Genomic DNA, 25,694 nt, shown 5'->3' with positions numbered 1-25,694 from the left:
CAAATCTGTATAAATCTGCGCCGCATTATACCGGTTTTCCTGTCGCGAATCGCCGCAAATTTGCACTGTCAGATACCGCCACGGACCGCTCGTCTACGCTTTTTGAGTGGTTCTGTGCCCGCGCGGCGGGCCAAGAGGATTGACTATGCCTGACCCGCGCGTACTGGTGCTCAATTGTGGTAGCTCATCCCTGAAATTCGCTGTCATGGACCCGCAGTCGGGCGAACCCGTGCTCAGCGGGCTTGCCGAGTGCTTTGGCCTCCAGGAAGCACGAGTCAGCTGGAAATCCGCCAGTGAGAAGCATGAATCGCCGCTGCCGCACAGCGCTGCCCACAGCGAGGCGGTGGAATTCATTATCGAGCAGCTGTTGCGCACTGACCCGACGCTGGAGCAGAGCCTGGTTGCCATTGGCCACCGGGTGGTGCACGGCGGCGAGCAGTTCTCCCGCTCGGTACGCATCGACCAGCAGGTACTGGACGCCATAGAACAGTGCGCGTCACTGGCGCCGCTGCACAACCCCGCCAACCTGCTGGGCATCCGCGCGGCAATCCAGGCTTTCCCACAGCTGCCACAGGTGGCCGTGTTCGACACCGCCTTCCACCAGACCATGCCACCGCGGGCCTATCTCTACGCCCTGCCTTACTCGCTCTACCGTGAGCACGGCCTGCGCCGCTATGGCATGCACGGCACCAGCCATCAGTTTGTCAGCCGCCGTGCGGCGGAACTGCTGGGTGTGGCCCCGGCGGAACTCAATGTGATCAGCGCGCACCTGGGTAACGGCGCCTCAGTGACCGCAGTGCGCGGAGGGGTGAGCGTCGACACCTCCATGGGCCTGACTCCACTGGAGGGCCTGGTCATGGGTACCCGCTCCGGTGACCTGGACCCGGGCCTGATTTTCCATCTGGTCGACAACCTGCAATACACCGTAGGCGGCGTTAACCGCCTGCTGAACAAGGAGAGTGGCCTGCTCGGTATTTCCGAGCTGAGCAACGACTGCCGCACCCTGGAAGAAGCTGCCGAAAATGGCGATGACAACGCGCGCCTGGCGCTGGAGATTTTCTGTTACCGGCTGGCCAAGTACATCGCCGCCTACACCGTGCCGCTCGAGCGACTGGACGCGGTGATATTCACCGGCGGTATTGGCGAGAACTCACAGACTATTCGCGCACTTACCCTGTCGCACCTGAAGGCACTGGGTTTCAGGGTGGATGCCACGCGCAACGCCGCAGCACGCTTCGGCCAGGCCGGCGTCATCACCACGGACAACAGCCCGGTGGCCATCGTAATCCCCACCAATGAGGAGTGGGTGATCGCCGCGGACGCGGCCGCCCTCGCCGCCAGGGAGGCAAACTAATGGCCCGCACGATCATGCTGATTCCGGTAAGCAGCGGCGTCGGCCTGACTTCCGTCAGCCTCGGCATGGTGCGCGCAATGGAGCGCCACGGGGTGGCGGTAAACTTTTTCAAGCCCGTATCGCAGCCGCGCCAGCGCGGCAGCAAGGTGGAGCGCTCCACCGCCCTGCTGCGCTCCGCCACCAATATCGAGCCGCCGGAACCCCTGCCCATCCAGCACGCGGAGCAGCTGATCTCCGCCGGCAATACCGACGACCTGCTGGAAGAGATGCTCGATCGCTACCAGCCCACCCAGGAAGACACCGACGTGGTGGTGGTGGAGGGCCTGATTCCCTCAGACAAATACCAGTTCGCGCACTACCTGAACCAGCGCATCGCCAAGATGCTCGATGCCGAGATCGTGCTGGTGGCCCACCCCGGCAGCGACAACTCCCAACAGCTCAAGGATCACCTCGAACTGGCACTGGCTGCCTATGGTGGTCGCCAGAACCCGCGCGTGGCCGGCGCCATCATCAACAAGGTAGGCGAGCCTGCGGACCTGCCGGAATCCCCTGGCGCGGAGCTGACCGATATCTTCGAACCGGACCAGCCGCACCACTCCAACCTGGAGGTGCTGCGCCTGTTCAGCAAGAGCCCGCTTCCCATCCTCGGCTGCATACCCTGGCACCCGGAGCTGATTGCGCCACGCGCGCGGGACCTGGCCAACCATTTCCATGCAGAGGTCATCAATGAGGGCGAGATCGAGGAGCGACGCCTGCACAGCATTACCTTCTGCGCGCGTTCAATCCCGCACATGCTGCACCGCTTCCGGCCGGGCGCGATGCTGGTGGCGTCTGCGGACCGGGTCGATGTGATGGTGGCCGCCTGCCTCGCCGCCATGAACGGCATCAAGATCGGCTGCCTGATGCTGACCGGCGGCCTGCGCCCGCAGGGCGAGGTGCTGCAGCTGTGTGCACCGGCCATGAAAACCGGCCTGCCCATCATCCTGGTGAAGTCCAATAGCTGGCAGACCGCGCTGCGCATGCAGTCGTTCAACCTGGCCACACCGGCGGACGATATCGATCGCATCGAGCGGGTGCAGGACTACGTCGCCGGCTATATCGACAAGCACTGGATCGAGTCGTTGACCAAGGGCTCCAGCCTGCCCCGGCGCCTGTCACCGCCGGCCTTTCGCTACATGCTTACCGAGCTGGCGCGCAAGGCCAACAAGCGCATCGTGCTGCCGGAAGGCGATGAACCCCGAACGGTGCGCGCCGCCACCATCTGTGCCGAGCGCGGCATAGCACGGCCCATATTGCTGGGCGACCCGGCCAGCATCCAGGCGGTAGCGGAACAACAGGGCCTGACCCTCGGCGAGGGGGTGGAGATCATCGACCCTGCGGAGGTGATAGAGCGTTACGTAGCGCCGATGGTGGAACTGCGCAAGGGCAAGGGCCTCACCGAAGTTGTGGCGCGGGAACAGCTGAAAGACAACGTGGTGCTGGGCACCATGATGCTGGCCGAAGACGAAGTGGATGGGCTGGTTTCCGGCGCGGTGCACACCACCGCCAACACCATCCGCCCCGCCCTGCAGCTGATCAAAACCGCACCCGGCGCAAGCCTGGTATCTTCCGTGTTCTTTATGCTGCTGCCGGAGCAGGTTCTGGTTTACGGCGACTGCGCCATCAACCCGGACCCCAACGCGGAACAGCTGGCGGATATCGCCATTCAGTCTGCGGACTCAGCAAAGGCATTCGGGATTGAACCGAAGGTGGCCATGATCAGCTACTCCACCGGCAGTTCCGGCAGCGGCTCGGATGTGGAAAAGGTGCGAGAAGCAACAGCGATTGCCAAGGAAAAAAGGCCGGACCTGGCGATTGATGGTCCCCTGCAATACGACGCAGCGGTGATGGAAAACGTGGCGCGCAAGAAGGCACCCGACAGCCCGGTTGCGGGCAAGGCCACCGTATTTATCTTTCCGGACCTGAACACCGGCAACACCACCTACAAGGCGGTGCAACGCAGCGCCGACCTGATCAGCATCGGCCCGATGCTACAGGGCATGCGCAAACCGGTGAACGATCTGTCCCGCGGCGCGCTGGTGGACGACATCGTCTACACCATCGCACTGACAGCAATCCAGGCTACCCAGGGAAACTGACTCCCGCTGGGGAACTCAGTTCAGTTCGAAATCTTCGAAATCCGCGAGCTCGCGTTCGAGCCGCATTTCCTCCAGCTTGTCTTCGACCAGCCGTCGCGCATCACGGGCTCGCGCTGCGGCAGCCTGTTTGCGCTGTGCCGGGGTGACCCGGTCTTCGGCAGTTGCTTTTTTATCGTTATTAAGGGCTACACGACTCATACCAAGACTCCTCAATCTCGATATTGAGTGCCCGGGTAAAATCCATTGGACTTCACCGGAAGCACCCAATGGGCCTGCATAAGCAGAAACCACGTTGTTATTGTTTTTTGGTCGTAGGTTCAATTTAGCGGCGCCAAATACATCAGGTCAAGCGCCAATTGCAATTGGTACACAGGTATTTGTGACCCGCAATTACACGACATTTCACCGACAGCCAGCCAACGCGCTACAGTCTGGTGCGCCCGTATTAACAAACGGTGACAAGTGGTTGAAAAAACATTGAAATGCGCAATTTTTATCCGGTTTATGCGCAAGGCTGACAAGCCCGCCGCCCTTCGCTAAAATGCGCGCCTCCGCTCCCGTAGTTAAATGGATATAACTCGGACCTCCTAAGTCTGCGTTGCAGGTTCGATTCCTGCCGGGAGCGCCATCTTCCCCCTCTTGCGCAAGCATCAATCTCCGCATATCACCGCCCTGGCTTGACGGGCACCAATGATACTGGGCATGGTTGGACTTGCACCGGATACTAATGGGGGAACGCTGTTGTGAGCGCATCGCGACTTTTACCTGTAATCGGACTGCTTGCTGCGATTGGGTCTGCGAATATCCAGGCAGCGGAGGTCAGCTATCCCCCGGTACCCGCAAACCCCGCCTACAGCGACGTTACTGCCCTGCCGTTTCGCGCACACGACCAGAAAATTTACTACGGCGAGCACCAGGACCAGTACGGGCTTCTGTGGCTGCCGAGCGCTCCCGGGGCCATAAAAAGACCCACCATTGTCATGGTGCATGGCGGCTGCTGGCTGAATGCCTATGACATCAGCCACACCCGCGCCCTGGCCACCGCGCTTGCGCAGGAGGGGTACCCGGTGTGGAACCTGGAATACCGCCGCGCGGATAAATCACGCAGCGCCTGGCCCACCAGCCTCGAAGACCTGCAACGTGGCATCAAGGCACTGGGCGCGCTAAAGACAGATGAATTGATACGGGATGAGGTGATCATTGTCGGGCATTCAGCCGGCGGCCACCTGGCGCTGCTGCTCGCGGCAAGCTGGAGGCAGCTGTTTCCGAAAAATGCACCCGATGTGTCCGTGGTGGGACTGGCGGCCATTACTGATATCACCCGCTACGCCGGTGGCAACAACAGTTGCCAGACCGCAACCCCGCTTTTCATGGGCGCGACACCCAAAGAAAACCCGCAAGCCTACGCCGCTGCCAATCCCGCCAATCTCGATATACCGATCCCTGTGACGTTGCTCCAGGGTAGTGCCGACCCAATTGTGCCCATGGCGCAGCTTGAGGCCCTGCAAGCAAGAAACGTTGCAAGGGAAATAGCCCCTGAGGCTGGCCATTTCGACTGGATTCACCCCGGCACCCCGGCGTTCCAGCTGATGTTGCGGGCCCTCGGAAAAGACGACGATACCCGACAGGCACCCGAGGTTTCATCGACAGACTAGGGTTTAGCCATTTCCCGCTTGCGCATCGGCATGCTGTCGATGCGGGAGAAAACGGCCTCCAGATCGAGCTGCGGGTACCTCGCCTTAACCTGGCCGTCCTTACCGATAAGCACCACCCCACCGGTGTCGCCCAGGGTGCGCAAAATGTCCGCCAGGAGCCCTGCCCCAAGCGTGTCGCTAGCGCTGCCCTCAATACCATCGGGCCCGACCAGGAACCAGACAAGATCGCGCTCGATGATTGCATCCCTGTTTGCGTCCAGCGCTGCCCGGATGGGTTGTTCATTGCCCGCGGCCCGGATCAGCAGCAACCGGTGCTGCCATTGATAGTCACTCAGCCGCTCAGCGCAGTGGCTGAGCGGCGCATATGCGAGCATGGCAATCAGGCTGAGAACGACCGCGGGGGTATGTTTCATTCGCTCGATTCAGGCCTGGTTGGTGATATAGGTGAGGATCTCGACCACCTGGGCTGGCGAGGTCGCCCATGCCTGCGCTGCGCCGTCCACCTCTTTCAGTGCATGCACGATGGCCTCGTCGTGCAGGGTGATATAGGGCTTGCCGAGGGCGGCACAGTAGCCGGCATCAAAGGCCGCATTCCACTGCTTGTACTTGTCACCAAAGCGGATTATCGCCAGATCACAATGCTTGATCACGGTCTGGATTCGAATCGCGTTGACCTTGGCCGACTTGTGATCTCGCCAGAACTGGCTGCCCTCTTCGCCGAGGCAATCGCCGGCCGCATCGCTCGCTTCGTGGTTGGTAACCGCCGAGGAAAATTCGATATCCAGGCCACTGTCCTTGCAACCGCGAATAATCTGGTCGCGCCAATCTGTATGGATCTCGCCGGAAAGGTAAACCCTGTACGCCATAAATCAAACCTTTTTCATTTTTGGGGTCAGAGTCGGGACTCTGACCCCAATGATCTAACTTTCGGGGTCAGAGCCACAGCTCTGACCCCTTCCATCCTTTCAACTATCGGGGTCAGAGCGGTCGCTCTGACCCCGCCAGTTTATTGTAACGCCTGATAGTGGTTGGGATACTGTAGATCATGGGGTCAGCGCCATGGATAATGGGGTCAGAGCCTTGGCTCTGACCCCAAAATAACAAGGAGACCAACCATGTGTGATGAGCTTAGCAACAGGGAAGCGGAAGCCTACTTCCTCCAACGCGGCCTCAGCCGCCGGGATTTCGGGAAGTTTGGTGTGGGGGCTGCGCTAGCGACAATCGTGCCAATGCCCGCATTTGCACAGGACCTTGTAGAAACAAATGTGGAAGTTGAAACGCCTGACGGCAAATCGAACTGCTACTTTGTGCATCCCGCCAAGGGCAAACACCCAGCGGTAATCCTGTGGCCCGACATCTTCGGCACCCGTCCTGCGTACCGCGCAATGGGCAAACGTCTGGCCGCGGCCGGCTACGCCGTACTGGTGGTCAACCCCTATTACCGCACCATGAAAGAACAGCTGGTGCCAGATGACGTCGCCGTGATCGGTTCCGAGCTGCGCAAGTCAATCTGGCCGGATGCCAGGAAGCAGGCAGGCACGCTTTCGACAGAAACCTGTCTCACCGACGGTCGCGCATTCATCGCATATCTGGACAAGCAGGCCCCGGTGGATACCGCGAAAAAAGTTGGCACCATGGGTTACTGCATGACTGGCTCCTACACCTTCCGGCTTGCGGCGGACATGCCGGAGCGGATCGGTGCCGGCGCCTCTTTTCACGGCGGGCGCCTGGTAACCGACAAGGAAGACAGTCCCCACAGGCTGGTGCCAGAGATCAAAGCCGGCTTCCTGGTGGCGATTGCCGAGAATGACGATGAGAAAAAACCAGAAGCCAAGGTCGAATTGCGCAAAGCATTCGACAACGCCGGGCTGGAGGCAGAGATCGAGGTGTACGAGGACACCCTGCACGGCTGGTGCCCGTCGGACTCCATGGCCCACAACCGCGAACAGGCGGAGCGTGCGTGGAGCCGATTGCTGGCGCTGTTTGAGCGTAACCTCGTTTGAATGTTTGGGGTCAGAGTGAGATTACTGGGGTCAGAGCTTACGCTCTGACCCCAAAAATTTACCGTTGCTTCAGCAACGTCTTCAGCTCGGCAATATCCTGCTTGAGCTCCGCCAACGTGGGCTCCGGATGTTCCAGCGCTTCACGCGCGCGTTGCTCCGCATGCTCAGCCTCAAGCGTATTCACCACAATACCGATCACCATATTCAGGAAGGCGAACGCCGTCAGAAACAGGAAGCTCAGGTAGTAGCTCCAGCTGAGCGGGAAGACGGCCATGGTTTCATACATCACGTCCGTCCAATCCTCGAACGTCATCACCCGGAACAGCGTCAGCATGGAGATACTGATATCTCCCCAGAGGACCGGGTTAATGTCAGCAAACAACATATTGCCGATCGCGCCATAGATGTAAAAGATGATAAACATCAGCGCCACAATGTAGCCGAGCTGGGGCAAGGCCTTGACCAGGGAATTCAGGAGCAGGCGCAACTCCGGAATGATCGAAACCATCCGCAGCACCCTGAAAATCCTGATCAGGCGCCCGATGAGCGCCATATCGCTGTTCTCGATCGGTATCAGGCTGACCACAACAATCAGGGTGTCAAACACATTCCACGGCTGCAGGAAGAAGCGCGATTTTTTCTCCTCGGCCAGGAAGCGCACCAGGATTTCCATGAGGAAAATACCCGTCACCATCCAGTCCAGGATGATGATCGACTGCGTCACCGCAGGTGGCAATTCATAAGTCTTGGCACCAATCATCAGGGCAGAAACGATGATGACGGCGATTACAAAAATCTCGAAAGCCTTGTTACTGCGGACGCGCAGGAATGTCTGCTGCAGTGACTGGCTGGTTATGGAGCTGGATGGACTGTCTTGCATGTACTTCTGGATGTCAGACCTGGAAATGCGCGGGATTATAAACCAAAGGATGAGTGGGGTCAGAGCAACAGCTCTGACCCCGTCAGATTAGAGGGGTCAGAGCCTTGGCTCTGACCCCAAAGGTTTGCTCTGACCCCGTTAGATTGAAGGGGTCAGAGCCAAGGCTCTGACCCCATAAGTTCAGCTCTGACCCCAGGGGTTACTCCTGTTTCTGGTGGCAATATAGAGCCGCTCCACCTTCTCCCTCGCCCAGGGCGTCTTGCGCAAAAACTTGAGGCTCGACTTAACTGATGGGTCACTTTTGAAACAGTTGATATTGACCCGTGCCGCCATCTCCTCCCAGCCGAGTTCATCCACCAGGTAGGTGACGATCTGCTCCAGGGTGACGCCGTGTAACGGGTTGTTGGGTTGGTGGTCGGGCATTAAAAACTCGCAGAGATTATAGGGGTTAGAGCAAGTGATCTCTGGGGTCAGAGCCAAGGCTCTGACCCCATTCATCCGCTCTGACCCCATTCATCCGGATTTGGGGGTCAGAGTCTCTACTCTGACCCCATATGTTGGTTTAAAGGATCACGGTACGCTGGCCATTCAGGATCACGCGCTGTTCACAGTGCAGGCGCACCGCCTGGCACAGGGCCGTTGATTCTATATCGTGGCCCAGGTGCACCATCTGCTCTACCGATATCTCATGATCGATCGGGCGCACTTCCTGCACGATGATCGGGCCTTCATCCAGGTCAGGCGTCACGTAATGGGCAGTGGCGCCAATCACCTTTACGCCACGTTCGTAGGCCTGATGATAGGGACGCGCGCCCTTGAACCCAGGCAGGAACGAATGGTGGATGTTGATCGCTCTGCCCTCCAGGTCTTTACAGAGCTCGTCGGAGAGAATCTGCATATAGCGCGCCAGCACCAGCAGGTCGACATTCTGCTCCACCAGTACTTCCCGCATCTGGGCTTCCTGTTGTGTTTTGGTTTCGGCAGTAATCGGCAGGTGATAAAACGGCAGCCCATACCATTCCGCCAGCGGCCGGCAGTCTGCATGGTTACCCACGACAGCCACAATCTCCGCCGGCAAGGCTCCGGATCTCCACTTGGTCAGCAGGCTCACCAGGCAATGATCGTATCGGGATACCGCAATGGCCACACGCGGAAACGCGCTCACCGGACGGATCTGGTAAACCATCTGCAGGCGATCCGCCAGCGTGGCAAACCGCGCAGAAAACGCTTCCAGCGGGATATTCAGGGCATCGGTTTCAAACACACAGCGCAGGAAAAAGGTGTTGGTCACCGGGTCTGTGTAATTCGAGATCTCGCTGATATTGACGCCGCATTCGTAGAAAAGACCCGAGTATCCGGACACGACACCCAGCTGATCCGGGCACCGGAACGAAAGAATATAGGCGCCCGGCTTGTGCACCTGAGCGTCTTGGCTGTACAACGACATCACGAACTGTCCTGGATTACGCTTCCCTGCAAAGCCAATATCATACCCCTAATTGCTGCATGCCGCGTGCCCCGCTAGAATTCGCGGTTCCAGCCACCTGCCCAACTATCAACCTATCCACCCAAGCCAGCCGGAAACCAAGTTTGAACCTGCTCATCCTGCATCCTGAAGACTTTGTCGATGACGAACACGCCATCATCCGGGACCGGCGACACCAGCATATTGTCAGCGTCCACCGCGGCGCCGCGGGCGACACCCTGAAAGCCGGCCTGCTGAACGGCAATGCCGGCACTGCAGAGATTCTGGAAACTGGCGCCGACACGACCCGTCTGCGGGTGGTACTGACAGACGCACCTGTTGCAGCCCTGCCCCTCAGGCTCATCATGGCCATGCCGCGCCCGAAAATGTTCCGGCGCTGCCTGCAACATATCACCGCCATGGGCGTCAAAGACATCGTATTGATCAACGCGGTGCGGGTGGAAAAATCCTTCTGGCAAACCCCCTGGCTGGAGCCGGACAACCTGCGCGAACAGATGCTCCTGGGCCTGGAACAGGCGGTGGATACGCAACTGCCCCAGATCCGTATCGAAAAGCGCTTCAAACCTTTTGTTGAGGACGACCTCAGTGAGTTTGCCGCCGGTACCCGCAAGCTGGTGGCGCACCCGGTAACGGATACCCCCTGTCCGGTCGATATGGCAGAACCTGCCACCCTGGCTGTGGGCCCGGAGGGCGGCTTTATCCCCTACGAAGTGGAGAAGCTACAGGAGCAGGGCTTTGAGGTGGTTCACCTGGGCAAGCGCATCCTGCGGGTCGAAACGGCGATTCCGGTGCTCATCAGCAGGCTTTTCCCCTCGCGCTGATGACTCCACCCCTTGCGCTGAGGGCTCATTCCCTTGCGCGGAGGGCTCATTCCCTTGCGCTGAGGGCTCATGCACGCCGCGATATCGTCCAAGTTCGGGAAATTTTCATTTTTTTGCATCCAATCCCTGCACCCCGCGCATCTTGAGTACAGAAACCCGGATTTCTGGCACTACAACAATATTTGGAGCAAAAAATGAACGAAGCAACTCTGGCACTTTTAGTACCATTTGCATTTTTCCTGCTGGTCGGGACAGTGGTCTGGATGGTCTTCCATTTTCGCAATAAGGCCAATGCCCAGCTGCAGGAAACCATTCGCCTCGCCATGGACAAGGGCAATGAACTGACCCCCGAAATGCTCGAGCGCCTCGGCAACCCCAAGCCACACCCGGCACAGGACCTGCGCAAGGGCATCGTCTGGGTGGCCGTTGCCCTCGGACTCGCATTGCTGGGCTTTTTCTCGCCCGACCCGTCTGGCAATGCTTTCAAGGGCATGCTGGCGGTCGCTGCCCTGCCCTTTATGATCGGTCTCGCTTACCTGGTGATGTACAAGTTCTCCGGCAACAAAGAGTAAATCCGGGTGAACGAAACCAGCGCCCTGGAAAAAAACCTGATTGCCCGCGCGCTTGCCCAGCAGGACGCGCGGGCTTTCGGCGAACTGGTGAAACTGCACCAGTCCCGGGTGCGCAATTTCCTGCGCAAGATGGCCCGGGATGAGGCACTGGCGGATGACATTGCCCAGGACAGCTTTATGCTTGCGTGGAAAAAGCTGCACACCTTTTCCGGACAGGGCAGCTTTATCGGCTGGTTGCTTAAAATTGCCTACAACACTTTCCTGCAGAGCAAGCGCAAATCCGGGCGTTATGATGAAGTGCTGCAGCAACTCGGGCACCAACCTGCAGATGAAGCCACGTCGGTCAACGCGGAAGCGATTACTGACCTGGACAAGTACCTCGCAATCCTGTCAGAACAGGAACGCGCTATCATGACCCTGTCTTACGCCTGCGGCCTGTCACATCGCGAAGTCAGCGATACGGCCAACCTGCCCCTCGGCACCGTGAAATCGCTGATCGCCCGCAGCAAGGAGAAGATCCGTGCGAAATTCCAAATCCAACATCATCAACATCAGTGACAAGACCATGGACCAGGAAGATCGTTTTTTGCAGCAGCTTTTCGACGGCGACGCCATCGCCGACAACGGCTTCAGCGCGCAGCTTGAAAAGCGCATCAAACGGCAGCTGGCGATACGCCGCTTTTCCCTGCCGGGTGCAATCCTGGTTGGCGGCGCCATTGCGCTGGGACCATTAATCCAGATGCTCGGCAGTACCACTGACTGGGTCGCAGAAGTGGTGCCGGCGATCGACCCGGGTTTGCTGGCGGCCACAACAGCCGGTGGCTCCCTGCCAGCCGTTACCGTCCTGTCTCTGGCTGCCGCGCTGGTGGGCGCGGCCCTGCTGATTCCGCAGTTATTAAACGACTGAGCTAGCAAACCATTGGAGCGCCCGCCGGCGCTCCGCTTACTCTTCCCCGTCAGGTTCGCCTTCAATCGCGCCTTCGGCCTGCGACAGCACCGGCTCGTCATATTTGGGCGCATACTGATCAAACCAGTGCTGGATCGCGGCAACCTTGGCCACCAGCTGGCTCGGCCGCGCGGCTATCCCGTGGGACGCGCCCGGCACCCGCACCATGCTGGCCGGGACATTCTGGAGCTTGAGCGCCTTGTAATACTGTTCCGATTCCGAAATCGGCGTACGGAAGTCTTCCTCCCCGGTGAGCAGCATGGTCGGGGTTTTCACATTACCCACATAAGTGAGCGGGGAACGACGGCGGTACTCTTCCGGCTTTTCCCAGGGCATGCCACCAAACCAGTATCTGGTGAAGAAAGGCGAGAAATCCGCGGTGAGCACAAAGCTTTCCCAGTTAATTACCGGCTTTGCCACCACCGCTGCACGGAAACGATCGGTATGCCCGATAATCCATGCTGTCAGGGTGCCGCCGCCACTGCCGCCGGTCACATACAGCCGCTCTTCATCGATAAAGCCCTGGGCCAGCATCGCATCCACACCGGCCATCAGGTCGTCATAATCCTGGCTCGGATAATTGTGGTGGATCAGGTTGGCAAACTCTGCACCGTAACTGGTGGAACCGCGCGGATTCAGGTACAGCACCACATTCCCGGCTGCAGCAAATAGCTGGATCTCGGCAGCAAAGCGCTTGCCGTAATTGGCAAAGGGGCCGCCATGAATCTCGAGCACCAGCGGATACTTCTTGTTCGCATCAAATCCCGGCGGATAGGCGACCCAGCCCTGAATTTCACGCTGGTCGTAACCTGACTTGAAGCGGATCTCCTCGATTGTGGCCATGTCCCGGAACGGGATCAGGTCTGCATTAACGGCGGTAATCAGCTTACTTTTGCGGCCCTTGAATAGCGCCAGCTCCGCGGGCGCGGAGCCGTCCGTTTGCGTATAGGCAACGGCACCATTTGGCGCCACATTGAAGGCTGCTCCGTCATAAGGGCGACCAAGGGAGAGACCGCCGGCGTCTACAACCAGGTCCCGGCTTTCTCCATCCAGGCTGCTACGTGCAAGTTTTGTGGCACCAAAATCGTCGTACTGGTAGACAATGCTTTCACTGTCAGAGTCCCAGCGGAAGCTCTCGACACTGCGATCCTCCGCAGTTTTGACCATTCGGGCTTCGCCGCTGGCAAGGTCACGTACATACAGTGCCGCATTGTGGTAGCCCAGCAGCTTGTCATCGAAACCCAGGTAGGCAAGCTGCTTACCGTCGGGCGATACTTGCGGATGGAAATCCGGCCCGAACCTTTCCGTGACTTGCCCGATTTCGGAACCTGCAAGGGAAACGCGGTAGATCTCCGAGTTCAGGACCTCTGTCTCATGGTTGTCATGACGATTTGCGGAGAAGTAAATGCTCTGGCTATCGCCTGACCACGCCAGCGGGCCATCGTGATTAAAGTCGCCAGAGGTCAACTGGCGCGGCGTACCACCGTCTCTGGACATCACGAACAGCTGCTTGTTTCCCGGCTTTACATAGCCTCCACCATCGACCCGGTACACCAGCTTGTCGGTGTAGGAAACCGGGTCTGCCCACTTAGCATCCTCCGGCTTGCCGGAGACCTTGATCGGGTTGTCTTTTTTGCCCGGCACGAACATGGCAAAGGCCAGGTATTTGCCGTCCGGTGACCAGGTCAGGCTGGACGGTGCCTTTGGCAGGTGTGAAATCTGGATGTCCTGGCCATTATCGACCCAGTACAGGTGAATCTGCGGCTTGCCGCTGCGATTGCTGACATAGGCCAGCACCTCCCCGGAAGGGGACAGCCTCGGGGCGCTATCGTTGAAACGCCCGGAAGTGACCGGGCGCAGGTCCGAACCATCGGCATCCACTCGCCAGATATTGGATCGGCGAAGATCAGCAGTCTTGTCCATGAAATTCCGGACAAAATAAACCTGCTTCCCGTTTGACGTAAATTGCGGGTCGCTGACGTATTCGAGATTAAAGACATCGTCCGGGGAAAACTTTGGTGCGCTCTCCGCTTCAGTGGAAGCGAGAGTCGAACCAGCGATTACTGACAACAGCAGGGTTATTGTTATCCGTACCATTTAGGCCACCAGTTTGCTAAGGGAATTTACCTAGAACCAGGCCGACTATATCGGAATAACAATGGGGACCAAACTACGCGGCGTTACAACGACCATTACACAAGACAAAACAAAGGACAGAAACAAAGGACAAAAAAAAGCCGCGGCAGGTGCCGCGGCAAGCATAGCCGGCAGGGCCAGTGGCCCCGCACAAACTCAGGGAATCAATTCAGATCAGGCAACTGCGCCCTGGTCTACAGCAGACTGTTGCAGCGCGATTTTCGGATCAACGTAGTCGTAACCCAGTACGTCGGCCACAGCCTTGTAGGTCACCATACCAGCGTGCACGTTCAGGCCCTGCAGCAGGTTGGCGTCGCCCAGCAGTGCTTCTTTCGCACCCTTGTTGGCCAGCGCCACTGCGAACGGCAGGGTCGCGTTGTTCAGCGCCATAGTAGAAGTACGCGCTACGCCGCCCGGCATGTTGGCAACACAGTAGTGCACAACACCGTCGACAACGTAGGTCGGCTCCTGGTGGGTAGTAGCCTTGGAAGTCTCGAAACAACCGCCCTGGTCGATCGCAACGTCCACAACAACAGCGCCCTGCTTCATACGGCTGATGATATCGCGGGTCAGCAGCTTCGGCGCCGCAGCGCCCGGAATCAGTACTGCACCCACAACGAGGTCGGCTTCCAGCGCATACTGCTCGATCGCTTCGTTAGTGGAGTACACGGTACGAACCTGACCACCAAAGATATCGTCCAGCTCACGCAGGCGCGGCAGTGAACGGTCCAGGATGGTGACGTCAGAGCCCATGCCCAGCGCCATCTTGGCAGCGTTGGTACCAACCACACCACCACCAATGATCAGGGTCTTGCCCGGCGCTACGCCCGGGACGCCACCCAGCAGTACGCCGAGGCCACCCTGGGCTTTCTCCAGGTGGTGCGCGCCACACTGCACGGACATACGGCCGGCAACTTCGGACATCGGCGCCAGTAGTGGCAGGCCGCCACGGTTATCGGTAACGGTTTCGTAGGCGATACAGGTCGCACCAGACTTGACCAGCAGCTCAGTCTGCTTAGGGTCCGGCGCCAGGTGCAGGTAGGTGTACAGCAGCTGACCCGGGCGCAACATCTCGCACTCGTGTGGCTGCGGCTCTTTCACCTTCACAATCATGTCGGCAGTGGCGAAGATCTGCTCTGCAGACTCCTCGATGCTCGCGCCGGCGGCAACATACATTTCGTCGGTAAAGCCGATGGCGGAGCCGCCGTCTTTCTGAACCACGACCTGATGGCCGTGACCAATCAATTCACGCACACTCGCAGGCGTCAGACCGATGCGGTACTCGTGGTTTTTAATTTCTTTTGGTACACCAATAAGCATTGCGGAATTCCTCCAGTAAAACAGCGGGCCGTGCGCCCAAACCATAAAAGGCGCCCGGGTATTCGCCCGTGCGGCCATTCAAGTCGCCAAATTTCGATTGCCCTAGTATATTGACGCCCCGGGAGTGCTTCTCTGCAATTTTTCAACATAAATTAGTGGAAACCACTGGTTCAGACCGCAGAATGCACACAATCCACACAGGTTACGGAGCAAAAAATGCGCAAACGCGCCAATGAACTGAGCACAATCGACCGCAACATCCTGCGCACACTGCAAAAGAATGGTCGCACCAGCTACGCCGAGCTGGCACGCCAGGTCGGGCTGACCGCCACCCCCTGTATCGAGCGGGTCAAACGGCTGGAGGCAGACGGGGTGATCCAGGGCTATACGACCCTGGTAAACCCGGAGTACCTGGATGCCGCCCTGGTGGTATTTGTACAGATCAGCCTGAACCGGTCATCCCAGGATGCGTTTGAGGATTTTCGCACCAAGGCCGCGGCGCTGCCGGAGATCCAGGAGTGTTATCTGGTGTCTGGCAATTTCGACTACCTGATCAAGGCCCGGGTGGCGGATATGGCGGCCTATCGAAAGTTTTACGGCGAGACCCTGCTGACCCTGCCCGGCGTGCAGGAATGCACCAGCTACGTGGTGATGGAACAGATCAAGGAAACATTGGAAGTGCCGGTGCACTACAACCGCTAGTACTACTAGAAGGGGTCAGAGCCTGGGCTCTGACCCCATTAATTGCTAGCAGGGGTCAGAGCCAAAGCTCTGACCCCATTAATTGCAGGCTCTGACCCCATTGGTTCCTAGCGCCCCACGATAAAACTGGCGCAGGTCGTCGCACTGCCTCCTAGATTGAAAGTCATCAGGTTACGGGCACCCGCAATCTGGTAATCGCCTGCCTGACCCGACACCTGCCTGTAACCATCGAGCAGCATGCGCACCCCGGTGGCCCCGACCGGGTGCCCAAGGCCGATCAGCCCGCCGCTGGCGTTCACCGGCAAGCTGCCGCCCATTCGGGTGACGCCCGCCTCAATGGCCTCATGCACCCTGCCCGGGGGCAGCAGGCCGGCATGATCGAGGATCATGTACTCGGTGATATTGAAGCAGTCGTGTACCTCGAGACCATCCACCTCGCGAATGTCATGCATCCCGGCCCTCGCCAGGGTCTCGCGGAACAGCCGGTTCACATGGGGGAACAGGTACCCTTCCGGCTCACTGAGCGCGAGCTTGTCCGCAAACCCGATGGGCGCATTGATATGCCCCCAGCCCTTGATGTGGGGAATATCCTCCAGACGCAGCCCGCGCGCGCGGGCATATTCCGCGGCGCGTGCTTCCGTGGCCAGAAAAACCACCGCCGCACCGTCACTGATCTGGCCGCAGTCGAGCTTGCGAATGCGCCCTTCCACAGCCGGGTTCAGGTCATCGTTATCCGTAAAACTGCCCTCCGGAAAATGCCAGCCGCGCGCCTGCGCATTGGGGTTGTTGCGGGCATTGCCGAAATTCTTCCTGGAGATTTCCCGCAATACCGATTGCTGCAGCCCGTAGCGACTTTCGTACAGCTCCACCAGCTCACTGAACGCACACGGCCACACATATCGCGCTTCCTGCCATTCAGAATCTACCCGGCACGCGGGGCGCAGGAACTCCGCTGCCTGCTGCCCTTCGACATTGCGCATGACCTCGATGCCCACCACAGCAGCCACCCCATAGCGGCCAGCCTCCAGGTCCGCCATGGCCGCAAGCAGTGCCATGGAACCGGAAGCGCAGGCCGCCTCATGCCGCGAAGCCGGCAGGTAACGCAGCGCGGGATCCACGCTGCCAAAGAAGCCGCCGAGCTGTCCCTGGCCGGCGAAGAGCTCACCGACAAAGTTGCCGACATGGCCGACCTCTATGTCCGCCGCATCCAGACGCGCCGATTCCAGCCCGGCACGCACCGTGTTGGAGAATTCATCGGCGAGACTACTCTGGTCGCGCTTCCAGTTGCGTGCAAAGTCACTCTGGTAACCACCGAGAACGTAGATACGGCGCGACATATTTATTCCCCGCTGTTATAGCTGCGAATTGTAGGCCCGTCCGCCCAGGTTGCGTGTGTCCCACTGCTGATTCTTTCGGGCAAAAAGATTCTGCACACCGGCCCGGCCTCAATATTTTGCGCATCGATCAAAACGCATTCCGAGCAGTTCTCTTTCATGTCGGTGATAAACGTCACCAGGTAACCGTCGTCCTCACTCTTCGCATTGATGCGCGGCACAAACGGCGCCTCACTGCCAAAGCGCTGCTCGCCGAACGGCAGCGTCCAGCTTTCTCCTGTCTCCAGGTCGTGCTTGACCAGCCCCGAAAACAGGAACCAGCCCGGCTCGCCACTGACGGAATACAGATAGCGTGACTTGCGCCCGGCATAACGCTGATTGAAGGTGCCGAATTCAAGGTTGCGGTCGTCCAGGCGCTGCTCGGTGGTCTCGCCGGTCCTGAGGTTGAAGCGCCAGCGATGCAGGCGCGACTTGAACGAATGCATGTCGATATTGGCCATCATGCGCCCGGGCTTGTCCGGCATGCCCGGCAGCGGGCCTGGCATGGGATCCTCCTGGTAATAGCCATCGAGGATGATTTCATCGCCCTCCTCGTAGGCGTTCATCCAGTGCAGGACGTACGTGGGCGATGCCTCAAACCAGCGCACATCCTCGGAAGACCCGTAACGCGGGATGATGCCAAACCGCGTCGGCAGCTCGGGGTAGAAGCAGGAGCGGTGTTTGTTCTCCTCAAGCAACTCCGGATCCCAGAACAGCGGCAGGTCCACCAGTATCGAATAGTTTTCGCTGAACGCCATATCGTGAGGCAGGCGCGGACCCGGCGTGGGTACCGGCGTGTAGTGCACCAGTTTGTTGTTGCGGTCCACCACGCCGTAATGCTGATACGGGGGATACTTCGAATAGTTGAAAAACAGCAGCTCACCGGTGCGCTCGTCCACCTTGGGGTGCGCGGATATACCGTCCAGTGGCGTCCAGCCCTCGGTCCCGTGTTGTTCCAGCGTATAGGGATCGAGGCGATAGCCCTCGCCGCATTGCCAGAACGTGGATAGCACACGGCCTGCATGGACCACCACATCGGTCGAGGAGGCATCCTTGAGAAATCCCTGCGCGCCCCACCCCGGCCGTTTCGACTTGTGCACACTGTTGGCGATGCCCGCCCAGATGGACTCCCCCGCCTCCTGCTCGGCCTCGAACCCGCGGGTGCGCACGAACCGGTTGCGGTATTCCGCCACACCGTCCCGGAACGACATGGCATGCAGCATGCCGTCGCCATCAAACGGATGGTAGGCGCCTATTGGCTCCTGCGCGGGGTTTTCGGTATTGCGGATATAGACGCCATCGATGTCTTTCGGAATTTCCCCAACCACCTCCATATCGGTCGCTGTGTATTCCGTGAAGTTCGGCGTCCATGCGCCACTCAGGTACGGGTGGCGGCTGGGCTTGAGCGTATGTGGAACCTCATTCTGGTGCTTGATTTTCATTGTCTTTCGCTCCCTGTCAAAGCGCGGATACGCACACACCCAGCATAGGGGCGCAGGCAGGAGGACAGGTTAACAATTGCTACCGCGAGTGCCGGTATTTGCTGCCAAGCACAGGCGCAGGTGCAGTGGGAGAGGCAAAAACGGGAAAAACGAAGGGCAAATGGGAAGGGGTCAAAGCGGGGATTTTTGGGGTCAGAGCGCAAGCTCTGACCCCATGTATCGGACCAGGGGTTTTTGGGGTCAGAGCACAAGCTCTGACCCCATGTATCGGAGCAAGATTAGAATCAATATTTGATGCCGAGCTTGCGGTACAGGAACCCGATTACCCAGGCCGGGCCAACCAGCAGGAATTGCAGATCCTTGAAGAAGGAAGGCTTCTTTCCCTCCACCTTGTGGCCAATAAACTGGAAAATCCAGCTCACTACGAAGATCGCCAGCGCAGACTGCCATATAGGCAGGCCCGCCGCCTCAACCTGGGACCACGCCCAGAAGAAAACAGCGCTCATCAGTGCCATACCAATCGCAATGGCGCGTGACATGCGCGCATAGAAATACATGACGGGTACCAGGGCGACACCAGCCCAGTTCAGCCAGCTGATCTTGGCGAGGAATTGCGGTTGCGGAATTGCCCACAGCAGGCCGATAACGGTTGCGTAGATCACGGGAACGGCAATCCAGTGGATGCCCTTGTTGACTTTGTTCTGGTGGCTTTCACCGTATTCGGCAAACCAGGCTTCTGCGGTACGTCCTGAGGACATGTGGCCTCCTTGAATTGACCTTGATTTTTATTATCTGAACCCGGCCGATTATAGAGGGAAATGACGAAAAAGGCGTCACTCCATAGTCAGCTCAAGCTCGTAGAGTGCCGCGACCGCCTCATCAAAGCAACAGAATACGACTTTATCGAGGGCGCTCGCCCCCTGCTGGAAGGTTTTGACCACATTGACCGCGAGTGGCACCGCCTCTTCCCAGGGGTAGCCATAGACGCCACAACTGATAGCGGGGAAAGCGATGGAAGATTGCCCTTCACGGGCGGCCAGAGCCAGGCAGCTTTTGTAGCAGGCAGACAGCAGGTCCGGCTCGCCAAAGCTGCCGCCGCGCCAGACCGGGCCGACCGTGTGGAAAATACGTTTTGCCGGGAGCCTGAAGGCATCGGTGGCCCGCACATCCCCGACCGGGCAGCCACCAATCTGCCGACACGCTTCGAGCAACTCCGGGCCCGCGGCGCGATGGATGGCGCCGTCCACCCCACCACCACCGAGCAGGCTTGGATTGGCGGCATTGACGACAACATCCACTTCCAACTGAGTGATATCACCGAGGTGTACTGCAATCACTCTATCGTCTCCAAGTCGATTGCCGGAAGACTGCATGTGGCAAGCGGGAAGCCCTGCGACTCCCGTAACCCCCTGATTCAGCCCCGACTTGGTTTAATTGAAACGCGCCAACACTTTTTCGTGTCGCGCACTGACTTCACCCGAAGGTTTTGTCAGCAGACTAACTAAAACGATAGCAGCCAGTGAAAACAGGAAACCCGGGACCAGTTCGTACACGTCAAATATGCCGCCAGATAAGTGGCGCCAGACAAGGACTGTCAGTCCACCGATTACCACACCGGCAATTGCACCGGCGCCGGTCATGCGCGACCAGTACAGGCTGACCAGCATCGTCGGGCCAAAAGCAGCACCCAGCCCCGCCCAGGCATAGGCAACCACATCAAGCACCTTGGAATCGGGATCCATCGCCACCCCAACCGCAATGAGCGCCAGCGCAATCACCGCGTAACGGCCCACCTGCAGCAGCTTTTCAGGTGAGGCCGACTTGCCCCACCAGACGTGATAAATGTCCTCCGCCAGGGCCGCACTGGAAACTAGCAACTGTGAATCCGCCGTACTCATGATCGCGGACAGGATTGCCGCCAGCAGGATGCCGGCAATCAGCGGGTGGAAAAGCGTTTCCACCAGCGCCATAAACACCCTTTCCCCATCCGGGAGGGTGCCCTGCAAAGCGACATGGCCGAGCAGACCAACAGACAGCGCACCGATAAACCCGAGCAGGGACCAGGTGGCCGCGATGGCAGTTGCTGTCGGCACATCCTTCTCCGAACGCACCGCTTTGAAACGGGCGAGGATATGCGGCTGACCAAAATAACCGAGACCCCAGGCGACAGAGCTGACTATTGCCAGCAATGTCAGGCGCTTGCCCTCCGCATCGGTCATCAGATGGAGAAATTCCGGGTGCTTTTGCTGCAAGATCGCGACGGTCTCATCCATGCCGCCATTCATATTGATGACCATAATTGGCACCAGCAACAGCGCAAAACTCATCAGCAGCCCCTGCAATACGTCAGTCCAGGACACCGCGAGGAAACCGCCAAACAGGGTATAGGAAATAATCGCTACCGCTCCGAACACCACTGCCAGGTGATACTCCCAGCCGAATACCGTGGTGAACAGCTTGCCGCCGGCAATCAAACCAGAGGCAACGTAAAACAGGAAAAACAGCAGGATAAACACCGCACAGATGGAGCGCAGCCAGGGCGTTTTCATATTGAAGCGGCGCTGCAGATAGGAAGGCACAGTGAGCGCATCGTCCAGCTCATAGCTGTATACGCGCAGGCGCCTCGCCATCAGCGCCCAGCTGGCCACAATACCGCAGAACAGGCCAATCGCGATCCAGGCAGAAGTCAGGCCAGTTGCGTAGGCTGCGCCTGGCAGGCCCAGCAACAGCCAGCCACTCATGTCCGAAGCGCCGGCGCTGAGTGCGGCAACCGCGGGATGTAATGAGCGACCACCGAGGAAGTAATCGCTGGCGTCCTGGGTGCGTTTATAAGCATAAATACCCAGCGCGAGTACCACGGCCATATAGGCTATGAAAGTCAGTGCTACGAGAATTTGGTCCGCCATCGCTTCCTCTTCTTATTGTTGCCTGCAACAGTCGTTGTTCTGCGGGGAATTGCTGCCGGACGATAGCTGACTTCGACGGGCAAGTCTAATCACACCACCACTGCATAGTCCCTGCCCGAACCCCCAAATGCAGCGCCGGGCCTGGCCTTCGCCGAATTGATCGCTCACGCCGATAGTAACTCATTGGTCACCATCTGCGACCGAAGCATACAAAGACCGGGTAATGCGCTAGTCACCTCGCTGACGCAGTTCTTGCGTTACCGCAGTACACCCTAACCAAAAGCAATAAAAAACAGGATTCCATCATGAACCTCAAGCAATTACTGCTGGCGGCTGGCCTGCTCGTGAGCGCAAATGTGCAGGCGCTCTGCCCCGACGGCACCAGCTTTGATTCCTCTCTCGATTTCTGCGCCAATGAGGCCGATGCCTTTGGCCCATTCACCAATGCCATGATCGGCAAATGCGTGGCCTATGGCGGCGGCAACGCCTGCACCAGTACCTATACCTATCCGGTACAGGGGGTCGATATCCAGGTGCTGCGCTGGTCAAAATCATTTACCCAGAACCTGCGCGGTACCGGCAACTGCCCAGACGATACCGTGCGCTCACCCACTTATGGAGGGCACTGTTTTGAAGATGTGCCCGGAGCCACAAACAATATCTACGGTAACTTTTCCGGAGACGAAGTCACTGCCTGTGCAACCCTCGGCGGCGGTACCGCCTGTTACACCAATCGCTGGTCCGCCGAGTTTTACCTGCGCGTCAAGGAGGAAATAGCAAACCCGCCCCCTCCATTGGGCGGCGGCAGCGGCACAGTACTGACAAACAAATTTGGTGCCTGGCTCTGGTACATCGATGAAACCGGCCTGAACAGAACCCACACCCAACTCGCGGATGAGCTTGCCGCGCTGGGTGTTAAGCGCATCTTCATCAAGATTGCCGATGGATCCAATAACTGCAGCCTGTTTGCAGATGCCTGCTCAACGGCAACCACCGAAATTTACAAGTCCCGTGGCATAGAACCCTGGGCCTGGTCCTACAACTATCCTGGCAACGACGCGGCCCAGGCCGATGCGCTTTTTTATGCCGCGCAGTACGGCTATGTGGGATACGTGCTCGACGTCGAGGTTGAGTTCAACAACACCACAACAGAGCTGCACGCAATTTTCCAGGCCTTCGAAGCCGCCAAGCAGGATGCCATCGCCGCTGGGCACACGAATGCAGATTTCCCGATCGGTGCAACCACCTGGGGCAATCCCATGGATCAGGGCATGAATGTGGGCATTATCGATCAGTATGTCGATTTCCATATGCCGCAGACTTACGTGGAAGTCTGGGGTCCGGCTTACATGGCGGACGTCAAACGCTGGATTGAGGTCGGAAATTGCGAGTACCGGCAGATGGGCGCACAGAAACCGATCTGGCATATCGTCTCCACCGAGTACAACGAAATTACTCCTGCGCAGATCAACGAGTACTTTGCCGCGGCCGGCCCCAACACAACAATCTGGCGTGTACCCGGCGGTTCCGTGCCGCAAGCTGTCTGGGACGACTGGGCCAACGTCGACTGGAACCTGACCACCTTCGACGCGACGGACTGCAACGGCGGCAATAATGACATGACCGATTACCTCGACCCAGGCGACGGTGGCAGCACCCCGGTCGAGCCTCCGACTGAACCCGAGCCGGTAGCCACGCCCTACTGGAAGCAGACAGAAAATTACTACGATCCCTACGGCACCTGTTCGGTAACCTCCCTTGCCATGGTTACCGACTTCTTTGGCTTCACCGACCCGGCCCAGAACGGCCGCACCCCGGACTACCTGTACGAAGAACTCGGAGGCGTCCTGCAGACAGTGCCGGCACTGGAATGGGGATTCAATGAAATGGCCATGCGCGCCGGCAGCAGCAAACGCGCACTCAGTAAAACCAACGGCACCATTGCCGAACTGCGGGCCGCGGTCACGTCCGGCAAGCTCGCAATCGTCCACGGCTGGTTCACGTCTCCGGGTCACATCATGGTGGTCACCGACTTCGATGGCGAGTACTACACGGTGAACGACCCGTTCGGGCGCTGGAACCTTATCAAGTGGGGCAACTACGACAGCAGCGTGTCTGGCGAAGGCGTGAAATACCCGAAAGACGCATTCGAATACGCCATTAACGACAACGGCACCGGCGACGACCTCTGGCTGCACATTTACGAATAATTCAGCACAATTAGCTAGCGAGTGGATCGTTAGGATGTGAATTTCGAAACCGTCGCGCACATGGACGTGCGCGCCGGAGCTACATGGACGTATTTATGCGATTTCGAAATGAACATCCTAATGGTGCGCTGGCCATCCACATACGTCCTGACTGGATCGCCCTTCCACTCTACGCCGATTGGCGCGCAATTTAGCCGAAATCACTGGCACGGCATGCCGCAACCAACTAAACCTGAGGTTGAGCAAGTCAAAAAAACACGAACCCTTATGGGCATTTGCCTGGACGAAATTCGCGAACTAGTCATTCGCCCCACCCTGCGACAACTGCATCGTTCATCTGCCGGAATGGAAAACCTGCTGCTGGGAACCGCAGCGCAGGAATCAGAGATGGGGCTGCACCTGAAATACAGCCGCCGCCGCGGGCTGGGAATTTACCAGATCCCACCGCAGAGTCACAAGGCGGTATGGGACAGGTACCTCGTCGACCACCCGGCACTGGCCTCCAAGGTGCGTGGCCTTGCAAGCCAGCGGGACTTCCTAGAGCACCCCCATGCAGAACTGACCACCAACCTGCGCTATGCGACCGCAATCGCATGGCTGGTCTACCGTGCTGCCGGAATCTCGGAAATAGCCGCAGACGACATCTACGGTATGGCGCGCGCCTGGCACAGGCACTTTCACCACGGCCCGAGCGCCACCATTTCCAATTTTATCGACAACTACTTCCGCTACGTGGAGCCCAAAAAGGACCGCGCCTGCGTCAGAGGTTTACCGCGTCAATATAAAGTGGTGCGCCACCCTGCGGCGCCGACACCACCTCGCACTCCTCAGGCTCCGACGCAGGTTCCTGGTCAGACTCCAGGTCAGGCACCCATGAGTTCACAACCGGCGCAACAAAAGTAGCTTCCTCGGCAACCGGCGCTTTTTTCTCATTGCTCCGGTCCAGTTCCAGGTTGGTAAAGTCATACAGGCCAGTGTCGGCCAGCTGTGACGGGGAAACTTTCTGCAGTGCGGAAAAAATCGTCTCCGTACGGCCCGGGAACTGCCTGTCCCAGTCTCGCAGCATTGCCTTGATATTCTGGCGCTGCAGGTTTTCCTGGCTGCCACAAAGATTGCACGGAATGATGGGAAACTGCTTGTACTCCGCCAGCAGCGACAGGTCTTCTTCGCGACAGTAGGCCAGCGGGCGAATCACAATATTTCGCTGATCATCGGCCAGCAGCTTCGGCGGCATGGCCTTCAGGCGACCCCCGTAAAACATGTTGAGGAACAGCGTCTCAACGATATCGTCCTTGTGATGCCCCAGCGCCACTTTGGTTGCACCGATCTCCTCGGCAAATCCGTACAGGGTGCCGCGCCGCAGGCGCGAACACAGGCCGCAGGTGGTCTTGCCTTCGGGCACCAGCTCCTTGACCACACTGTAGGTATCCTTGTTCAGGATATGGTAAGGGACCCCGATGCGCTGCAGGTATTCCGGCAGGATATGCTCAGGGAAGCCCGGCTGCTTCTGGTCCATATTGACCGCCACCAGCTCGAAATGGACGGGGGCCGTTTTCTGCAGGTTCAGGAGGATATCCAGCATCGCGTAACTGTCCTTGCCCCCGGACAGGCACACCATGACCTTATCGCCCTCCTCGATCATATTGAAATCTGCGATCGCGCGGCCGACATTGCGACGCAGGCGCTTCTGCAGCTTGTTGAACTCAAGGCGGTGTTTACGGGTTTCGATGCTGGCGCTATTGGACATCAC

General features: G+C 58.6%; 24 protein-coding genes and 1 tRNA gene. 11 read left to right on the top strand and 14 right to left on the bottom strand.

The features are described 5' to 3' along the window. Positions 1-145 precede the first annotated feature (145 nt). Together QSJ80_RS09825 and pta are read left to right on the top strand one after the other, a co-directional pair. Positions 146-1,354, top strand: a complete 1,209-nt coding sequence (locus QSJ80_RS09825) for an acetate kinase (protein ID WP_285764263.1) — start codon at positions 146-148, stop codon at positions 1,352-1,354. Continuing rightward, the gene (pta, locus tag QSJ80_RS09820; protein ID WP_285764262.1) at positions 1,354-3,492 is read left to right on the top strand and encodes a phosphate acetyltransferase; all 2,139 of its coding nucleotides are present in this window, start codon (positions 1,354-1,356) and stop codon (positions 3,490-3,492) included. Before QSJ80_RS09825 ends, pta begins: the two co-directional genes overlap by 1 nt. Positions 3,493-3,507: 15 nt before the next feature. Here the strand turns inward: pta and QSJ80_RS09815 are convergent, their stop codons facing one another. Then, positions 3,508-3,690, bottom strand: a complete 183-nt coding sequence (locus QSJ80_RS09815; protein ID WP_285764261.1) for a PA3496 family putative envelope integrity protein — start codon at positions 3,688-3,690, stop codon at positions 3,508-3,510. A 355-nt stretch (positions 3,691-4,045) separates the two neighbouring features. Here QSJ80_RS09815 and QSJ80_RS09810 point away from each other — a divergent pair. Next, a tRNA-Arg gene (locus tag QSJ80_RS09810) sits at positions 4,046-4,120 on the top strand. Positions 4,121-4,235: 115 nt separating this feature from the next. Further along, on the top strand, positions 4,236-5,147 hold the full coding sequence (locus QSJ80_RS09805) for an alpha/beta hydrolase family protein (RefSeq protein ID WP_285764260.1): 912 nt from the start codon (positions 4,236-4,238) through the stop codon (positions 5,145-5,147). Here QSJ80_RS09805 and QSJ80_RS09800 read toward each other — a convergent pair. Both QSJ80_RS09800 and QSJ80_RS09795 read right to left on the bottom strand, forming a co-directional pair. Beyond that, complete coding sequence (locus tag QSJ80_RS09800; RefSeq protein ID WP_285764259.1) at positions 5,144-5,560, bottom strand: DUF4174 domain-containing protein; 417 nt, start codon at positions 5,558-5,560, stop codon at positions 5,144-5,146. The two genes, QSJ80_RS09805 and QSJ80_RS09800, sit on opposite strands and share 4 nt — an antisense overlap. A gap of 9 nt (positions 5,561-5,569) precedes the next feature. Then, positions 5,570-6,013, bottom strand: a complete 444-nt coding sequence (locus tag QSJ80_RS09795) for a YtoQ family protein (RefSeq protein ID WP_285764258.1) — start codon at positions 6,011-6,013, stop codon at positions 5,570-5,572. Between the two features lie 249 nt (positions 6,014-6,262). Between QSJ80_RS09795 and QSJ80_RS09790 the strand changes: the two genes are divergently transcribed. After that, positions 6,263-7,150, top strand: a complete 888-nt coding sequence (locus QSJ80_RS09790; RefSeq protein ID WP_285764257.1) for a dienelactone hydrolase family protein — start codon at positions 6,263-6,265, stop codon at positions 7,148-7,150. Between the two features lie 58 nt (positions 7,151-7,208). Here the strand turns inward: QSJ80_RS09790 and QSJ80_RS09785 are convergent, their stop codons facing one another. The 3 genes from QSJ80_RS09785 to purU all read right to left on the bottom strand — a co-directional run bounded on the left by QSJ80_RS09785 (position 7,209) and on the right by purU (position 9,477). Continuing rightward, positions 7,209-8,030: an ion transporter gene (locus tag QSJ80_RS09785; protein ID WP_285764256.1), complete on the bottom strand. Its 822-nt coding sequence runs from the start codon at positions 8,028-8,030 to the stop codon at positions 7,209-7,211. A gap of 180 nt (positions 8,031-8,210) precedes the next feature. Next, a complete protein-coding gene (locus QSJ80_RS09780; RefSeq protein ID WP_285764255.1) occupies positions 8,211-8,453 on the bottom strand; it encodes a VF530 family protein in 243 nt (80 codons plus the stop codon). Positions 8,454-8,592: 139 nt separating this feature from the next. Then, positions 8,593-9,477 carry a formyltetrahydrofolate deformylase gene (gene purU, locus QSJ80_RS09775; protein WP_285764254.1) on the bottom strand — a complete coding sequence of 295 codons (885 nt, stop codon included), beginning with the start codon at positions 9,475-9,477 and terminating at the stop codon, positions 8,593-8,595. A gap of 143 nt (positions 9,478-9,620) precedes the next feature. On the opposite strand from purU, the gene QSJ80_RS09770 reads away from it, so the two are divergent. The 4 genes from QSJ80_RS09770 (at position 9,621) to QSJ80_RS09755 (ending at position 11,816) form a co-directional block, all read left to right on the top strand. Then, positions 9,621-10,337 (top strand): 16S rRNA (uracil(1498)-N(3))-methyltransferase, encoded by a 717-nt coding sequence (locus tag QSJ80_RS09770; RefSeq protein WP_285764253.1) that lies wholly within the window; start codon positions 9,621-9,623, stop codon positions 10,335-10,337. A gap of 194 nt (positions 10,338-10,531) precedes the next feature. After that, positions 10,532-10,909: a DUF6249 domain-containing protein gene (locus tag QSJ80_RS09765; RefSeq protein ID WP_285764252.1), complete on the top strand. Its 378-nt coding sequence runs from the start codon at positions 10,532-10,534 to the stop codon at positions 10,907-10,909. Between the two features lie 6 nt (positions 10,910-10,915). Further along, the gene (locus QSJ80_RS09760) at positions 10,916-11,467 is read left to right on the top strand and encodes an RNA polymerase sigma factor (RefSeq protein WP_285764251.1); all 552 of its coding nucleotides are present in this window, start codon (positions 10,916-10,918) and stop codon (positions 11,465-11,467) included. After that, positions 11,430-11,816 carry a hypothetical protein gene (locus tag QSJ80_RS09755; RefSeq protein ID WP_285764250.1) on the top strand — a complete coding sequence of 129 codons (387 nt, stop codon included), beginning with the start codon at positions 11,430-11,432 and terminating at the stop codon, positions 11,814-11,816. Before QSJ80_RS09760 ends, QSJ80_RS09755 begins: the two co-directional genes overlap by 38 nt. Before the next feature lie 36 nt (positions 11,817-11,852). On the opposite strand, the gene QSJ80_RS09750 is transcribed toward QSJ80_RS09755, so the two are convergent. Next, entirely contained in the window at positions 11,853-13,778 is a 1,926-nt protein-coding gene (locus QSJ80_RS09750; protein WP_285764249.1) for a S9 family peptidase, read from the bottom strand. Positions 13,779-14,165: 387 nt separating this feature from the next. Then, complete coding sequence (gene ald, locus QSJ80_RS09745) at positions 14,166-15,311, bottom strand: alanine dehydrogenase (protein ID WP_285764248.1); 1,146 nt, start codon at positions 15,309-15,311, stop codon at positions 14,166-14,168. A 216-nt stretch (positions 15,312-15,527) separates the two neighbouring features. Here ald and QSJ80_RS09740 point away from each other — a divergent pair, with 216 nt between their 5' ends. Continuing rightward, positions 15,528-16,013, top strand: coding sequence for an Lrp/AsnC ligand binding domain-containing protein (locus tag QSJ80_RS09740; protein WP_285764247.1), 486 nt, complete (start codon positions 15,528-15,530; stop codon positions 16,011-16,013). A 107-nt stretch (positions 16,014-16,120) separates the two neighbouring features. On the opposite strand, the gene QSJ80_RS09735 is transcribed toward QSJ80_RS09740, so the two are convergent. The 5 genes from QSJ80_RS09735 to putP form a co-directional block, all read right to left on the bottom strand. Next, positions 16,121-17,350 (bottom strand): acetyl-CoA acetyltransferase, encoded by a 1,230-nt coding sequence (locus QSJ80_RS09735; RefSeq protein WP_285764246.1) that lies wholly within the window; start codon positions 17,348-17,350, stop codon positions 16,121-16,123. Positions 17,351-17,352: 2 nt separating this feature from the next. Continuing rightward, the gene (locus tag QSJ80_RS09730; RefSeq protein WP_285764245.1) at positions 17,353-18,828 is read right to left on the bottom strand and encodes a carotenoid oxygenase family protein; all 1,476 of its coding nucleotides are present in this window, start codon (positions 18,826-18,828) and stop codon (positions 17,353-17,355) included. Between the two features lie 284 nt (positions 18,829-19,112). Next, positions 19,113-19,586 carry an Mpo1 family 2-hydroxy fatty acid dioxygenase gene (locus QSJ80_RS09725; protein WP_285764244.1) on the bottom strand — a complete coding sequence of 158 codons (474 nt, stop codon included), beginning with the start codon at positions 19,584-19,586 and terminating at the stop codon, positions 19,113-19,115. A gap of 75 nt (positions 19,587-19,661) precedes the next feature. Further along, positions 19,662-20,165: an O-acetyl-ADP-ribose deacetylase gene (locus QSJ80_RS09720; RefSeq protein ID WP_285764243.1), complete on the bottom strand. Its 504-nt coding sequence runs from the start codon at positions 20,163-20,165 to the stop codon at positions 19,662-19,664. 93 nt (positions 20,166-20,258) lie between these two features. Then, positions 20,259-21,734 (bottom strand): sodium/proline symporter PutP, encoded by a 1,476-nt coding sequence (putP, locus tag QSJ80_RS09715; RefSeq protein WP_285764242.1) that lies wholly within the window; start codon positions 21,732-21,734, stop codon positions 20,259-20,261. Positions 21,735-22,039: 305 nt separating this feature from the next. Between putP and QSJ80_RS09710 the strand changes: the two genes are divergently transcribed. After that, positions 22,040-23,944, top strand: a complete 1,905-nt coding sequence (locus tag QSJ80_RS09710; RefSeq protein WP_285764241.1) for a C39 family peptidase — start codon at positions 22,040-22,042, stop codon at positions 23,942-23,944. 760 nt (positions 23,945-24,704) lie between these two features. Here the strand turns inward: QSJ80_RS09710 and ttcA are convergent. Continuing rightward, positions 24,705-25,691 carry a tRNA 2-thiocytidine(32) synthetase TtcA gene (gene ttcA / locus QSJ80_RS09705; protein ID WP_285764240.1) on the bottom strand — a complete coding sequence of 329 codons (987 nt, stop codon included), beginning with the start codon at positions 25,689-25,691 and terminating at the stop codon, positions 24,705-24,707. Between the last annotated feature and the right edge of the window lie 3 nt (positions 25,692-25,694).

It is taken from the genome of Biformimicrobium ophioploci (assembly GCF_030270605.1).
GTDB lineage: Bacteria > Pseudomonadota > Gammaproteobacteria > Pseudomonadales > Cellvibrionaceae > Biformimicrobium > Biformimicrobium ophioploci.
This window is presented reverse-complemented; position numbering and strand designations above follow the sequence as displayed.

Excerpts from the sequence above, each read along its gene's own strand:
- QSJ80_RS09825 (WP_285764263.1), top strand. The coding sequence starts at position 146 with ATGCCTGACCCGCGCGTACTGGTGCTCAATTGTGGTAGCTCATCCCTG.
- QSJ80_RS09780 (WP_285764255.1), bottom strand. The coding sequence starts at position 8,453 with ATGCCCGACCACCAACCCAACAACCCGTTACACGGCGTCACCCTGGAG.
- putP (WP_285764242.1), bottom strand. The coding sequence starts at position 21,734 with ATGGCGGACCAAATTCTCGTAGCACTGACTTTCATAGCCTATATGGCC.
- ttcA (WP_285764240.1), bottom strand. The coding sequence starts at position 25,691 with ATGTCCAATAGCGCCAGCATCGAAACCCGTAAACACCGCCTTGAGTTC.
- QSJ80_RS09750 (WP_285764249.1), bottom strand. The coding sequence starts at position 13,778 with ATGGACAAGACTGCTGATCTTCGCCGATCCAATATCTGGCGAGTGGAT.
- QSJ80_RS09735 (WP_285764246.1), bottom strand. The coding sequence starts at position 17,350 with ATGTCGCGCCGTATCTACGTTCTCGGTGGTTACCAGAGTGACTTTGCA.
- pta (WP_285764262.1), top strand. The coding sequence starts at position 1,354 with ATGGCCCGCACGATCATGCTGATTCCGGTAAGCAGCGGCGTCGGCCTG.
- QSJ80_RS09815 (WP_285764261.1), bottom strand. The coding sequence starts at position 3,690 with ATGAGTCGTGTAGCCCTTAATAACGATAAAAAAGCAACTGCCGAAGAC.
- QSJ80_RS09800 (WP_285764259.1), bottom strand. The coding sequence starts at position 5,560 with ATGAAACATACCCCCGCGGTCGTTCTCAGCCTGATTGCCATGCTCGCA.
- QSJ80_RS09740 (WP_285764247.1), top strand. The coding sequence starts at position 15,528 with ATGCGCAAACGCGCCAATGAACTGAGCACAATCGACCGCAACATCCTG.
- ald (WP_285764248.1), bottom strand. The coding sequence starts at position 15,311 with ATGCTTATTGGTGTACCAAAAGAAATTAAAAACCACGAGTACCGCATC.
- purU (WP_285764254.1), bottom strand. The coding sequence starts at position 9,477 with ATGTCGTTGTACAGCCAAGACGCTCAGGTGCACAAGCCGGGCGCCTAT.
- QSJ80_RS09730 (WP_285764245.1), bottom strand. The coding sequence starts at position 18,828 with ATGAAAATCAAGCACCAGAATGAGGTTCCACATACGCTCAAGCCCAGC.
- QSJ80_RS09710 (WP_285764241.1), top strand. The coding sequence starts at position 22,040 with ATGAACCTCAAGCAATTACTGCTGGCGGCTGGCCTGCTCGTGAGCGCA.
- QSJ80_RS09765 (WP_285764252.1), top strand. The coding sequence starts at position 10,532 with ATGAACGAAGCAACTCTGGCACTTTTAGTACCATTTGCATTTTTCCTG.
- QSJ80_RS09785 (WP_285764256.1), bottom strand. The coding sequence starts at position 8,030 with ATGCAAGACAGTCCATCCAGCTCCATAACCAGCCAGTCACTGCAGCAG.
- QSJ80_RS09725 (WP_285764244.1), bottom strand. The coding sequence starts at position 19,586 with ATGTCCTCAGGACGTACCGCAGAAGCCTGGTTTGCCGAATACGGTGAA.
- QSJ80_RS09790 (WP_285764257.1), top strand. The coding sequence starts at position 6,263 with ATGTGTGATGAGCTTAGCAACAGGGAAGCGGAAGCCTACTTCCTCCAA.
- QSJ80_RS09795 (WP_285764258.1), bottom strand. The coding sequence starts at position 6,013 with ATGGCGTACAGGGTTTACCTTTCCGGCGAGATCCATACAGATTGGCGC.